Genomic DNA, 3,205 nt, shown 5'->3' with positions numbered 1-3,205 from the left:
GGTTGTGGCTCTTTTCCCATTCGTGGACTTGGGTTTTTGCTTTTTCCGCTGACTCTATTTCCTGGGTTTTACGTACAGTACCTCCGCCAGAAGAAACCTTGCCGTCAGAGCCTCTAGAAATATTAGAATTAGAATCAGGGCTGGATTTAATAAAAATAGTCTCACATACTTGTGCTGAATTTGGATTATTCGCGGCACATCCAGAGTATGAACTAAATTCCCCCTCAACCCCCCAAGTTGTAGCTAAATTTGAGAATATAAGAGCCGCAGAAATAATGGTAGCTTTAGTAATATTTTTCATGTTATCTACTAATTCTCGGCCTTTGTCGTAGATTCTACAAGCCAGCGGTCTCCGTTGTGGCGCAATTTAATATCCCACATATTGTTGTTATCTTCACTATTTTCATGATTTTCCCAGCTGCCGTCAGGCTCAACATACATAGCGTAAGTCCACTGGCGGTAGGCGCGCCAAATATAGGTCTCCCCGCCCTCAGACCATGGAGCACCATTGGCAATAAAATTATGGGTTCCAGCTACAACCCAGCCACCTCGTTGGTACAGGGAAGAAATCTTTTTATAGAAATCAATCTCTGATGTAAAGGATGGGCTCAAAAATTTAAGGGTTTCAGTGTAGTCTCCAGTCTGGATTGAATAATTTTCATGCAGAATCCATGCCCGGAGAGTCTTTTCCAGCCCGGAAATAGACTTCTCGCGGTAACCCTCTTCGGGCACAGGAGGCTTGGGTACATTCTGTGCAGGTCCCTGCCAGTCGGCCTTACGGTACTCCCCATCGGGTGCCTTCGAACCGCCGGAATAGCCTCGGACAGTAGACGGAGTGGCACTCGCAGAAGGCGATCCAGATGCCGCCGCAGACGCCGAAGCGGTTTCGCTCGGTGCGGCGGAGGCGGTAGCTGCCGCCTCGTTATTAGCCTGCTGACCGCAGGCTGCGAGCAGGGCACCAAGGCCCACAAGTGCGCCGCTACCCAACAGGGTACGGCGGTTGAAAATGGTCGAATCCATAGAAGAAGCGCTCCTATCATCGGTGACGGTGTGATATATGTGCATGTCAGGCCGTTATTCGCAGGTCAAGCTGACCACCGGAAGGGAAACAGCCCCGTAGCGCACCCAACAAACGCATCAATGCGTTATGGAACACTACAGTTACCACCCTACCGCATGTTTGCCGCCGTTTGTATTCTTTTGGGTGCTACAGCGACGAAACATCACCATACGAACACCTCAATGCTTTATGTATCAAATAAGTACCTGCACGCAAAGAATTTACACATAGTGGCGAGTGTTCCCCGGCAAAAGCATCCCCGCAACAGACCAGGGGAGAGGGCTGCGGACCAAAAGAATGAACAGCAAGCTAGGGGAGTAGTTAGAGGGGCAGAGTAATGGCCGATAGGTTTAGGGAATATCGATAGGCTATTGCCTCCTCCGCGGGTTTAAAACCCACGGCGAAGACACTAACCTATCGAACGCTGCGCCCACCCAAGAGCACCCGTCCAAGACAGACCCTGCCCAAAACACACTCCACCTCAGCCTCCTCACCCAAACGCCCAGGCCTTCGCAATCCCGCCCTCCGCGTTCCAGCTCAGAAGCCCCTCCCGCATATCCCACCCCCCACTCCCTCCTCGTGCCCGTAATGTGGCGGGCAACTCATGCGGCTCACGCGGGGTGTTAGACAGTACTACACTTAAAGCGGAAGTCACATCGCCGTCACTGAAGAAAAGAGTTTTTGTGCCCACCACGACCGTACATTTGACCGACCGCATCCCTCGCGTTTCTGCTGATGAGTTGCTGGCGGGTTTCCGTCCCTCTGAGCGTTTTGGTGAAGTGTCTTTTGATAGCTACATTCCTGATCCGAATCAGCCGTCGCAGGCTGAGGCTGTGCAGAAGCTGAAGGATTTTGGCGACAAGATTAATGGTGGCGGTGCTGGTGCCGGTTTCTTTGGTCGCCTGTTTGGTGGCAAGAAGAAGGATTCGACGAAGGCTGGCCTGTACCTTGACGGCGGTTTTGGTGTGGGTAAGACTCACTTGTTGGCGTCGCTGTGGCATTATGTGGACGGCCCGAAGGCGTTCGGTACTTTTGTGGAGTACACGAACCTGGTGGGTGCGTTGACGTTCCGTAAAACGGTTGAGGCGTTGAGCAGCTATAAGCTGGTGTGTATTGACGAGTTTGAGCTGGATGATCCGGGTGATACTGTGCTCATGTCTCGTCTGATGCGTGAGCTGGCGGATGCTGGCGTGAAGCTTGTGGCGACCTCGAACACGCTGCCTGGTGCGCTGGGTGAGGGCCGTTTTGCGGCTGAGGATTTTAAGCGTGAGATTCAGGTGCTTGCTTCGCAATTTGAGGTGCACCGTGTGGATGGTGAGGATTTCCGTCACCGTGGCCTGCCTGCCGCACCGGAGCCTGTTGCTGATGATGCGTTTGAAGCGAAGGTTGAGGAAGTGTTCGGCGGCCAGACTGTTGGTGTTGATAACTTCGCTGACCTGGTGGAGCATCTTGCGAAGGTGCACCCGTCGCGTTACCGTCAGCTGATTGATGGCCTGGATGGTATTGCGTGGCGTGATGTTCACCCGATTACTGAGCAGTCGGTGGCGTTGCGTTTTGTGGTGTTGGCTGACCGCCTGTATGACAAGGACTTGCCGATTGTTTCTTCGGGTGTGCCTTTTGACAAGGTGTTTACTGAGGAGATGCTGGCTGGTGGTTATCAGAAGAAGTATTTCCGTGCGGTGTCTCGTTTGACTGCGTTGGCTCGTGAGGGCATGCTGGGTGAGGAGGCGGAGCGCTAGTTCCGCTGTTCGCCGGGGCCGAGCTTTGGCCGGCTCGGGTTTTGATGCGCTGTTCTTTCTAGTCCCGTGAGACTCGAAGCTCGCCCGGTTTGCATGGTTAGCTTGGTTAGTCTGGTTTACCTGAACCGCGCCAACCCCTCTCATACGTGAGGACCCTCGCCGGGTCGCTTAGGAAGCACCCGGCGGGGGTCTTTGTGTGAGCGAGAACCTGGTACGTGACGGGAACATGGCGTGTCGCTCGCATGGTTTCTTCCCTTGCCAGGGAGTTATGCGGGGGTAGATGTGGTTGGAGTGTATAATTTTGCGTGTAGCCTCCGCGAGGTTCTCGCGAAGCACCCGTTTCTGCCGCATGGTTGCGGGCTATTTTCGGGTAGCTATTTCCCTTCCTTTTCGGAGGGACTTTCAT

The 3,205-nt window shown here is 53.5% G+C and carries 2 protein-coding genes and 1 pseudogene; 1 reads left to right on the top strand and 2 read right to left on the bottom strand.

The features are described from left to right. Both HMPREF2884_RS09020 and HMPREF2884_RS06295 read right to left on the bottom strand, forming a co-directional pair. Nucleotides 1-301: pseudogene (locus HMPREF2884_RS09020) on the bottom strand (peptide ABC transporter ATPase); the annotation flags it as partial. Nucleotides 302-309: 8 nt separating this feature from the next. After that, nucleotides 310-1,020: a DUF6318 family protein gene (locus HMPREF2884_RS06295; protein WP_005506348.1), complete on the bottom strand. Its 711-nt coding sequence runs from the start codon at nucleotides 1,018-1,020 to the stop codon at nucleotides 310-312. Between the two features lie 723 nt (nucleotides 1,021-1,743). Between HMPREF2884_RS06295 and zapE the strand changes: the two genes are divergently transcribed. Further along, nucleotides 1,744-2,799, top strand: coding sequence for a cell division protein ZapE (zapE, locus tag HMPREF2884_RS06290; RefSeq protein ID WP_005507543.1), 1,056 nt, complete (start codon nucleotides 1,744-1,746; stop codon nucleotides 2,797-2,799). Nucleotides 2,800-3,205: the final 406 nt, after the last annotated feature.

Source organism: Rothia sp. HMSC073B08 (genome assembly GCF_001812975.1).
GTDB lineage: Bacteria > Actinomycetota > Actinomycetes > Actinomycetales > Micrococcaceae > Rothia > Rothia mucilaginosa.
The sequence above is the reverse complement of the archived record's forward strand: the minus strand, read 5'-3'. Positions and strand labels throughout refer to the sequence as shown.

Bases quoted from the DNA above. Each gene is read 5' to 3' on its own strand.
- HMPREF2884_RS06295 (WP_005506348.1), bottom strand. From the start codon at position 1,020: ATGGATTCGACCATTTTCAACCGCCGTACCCTGTTGGGTAGCGGCGCA.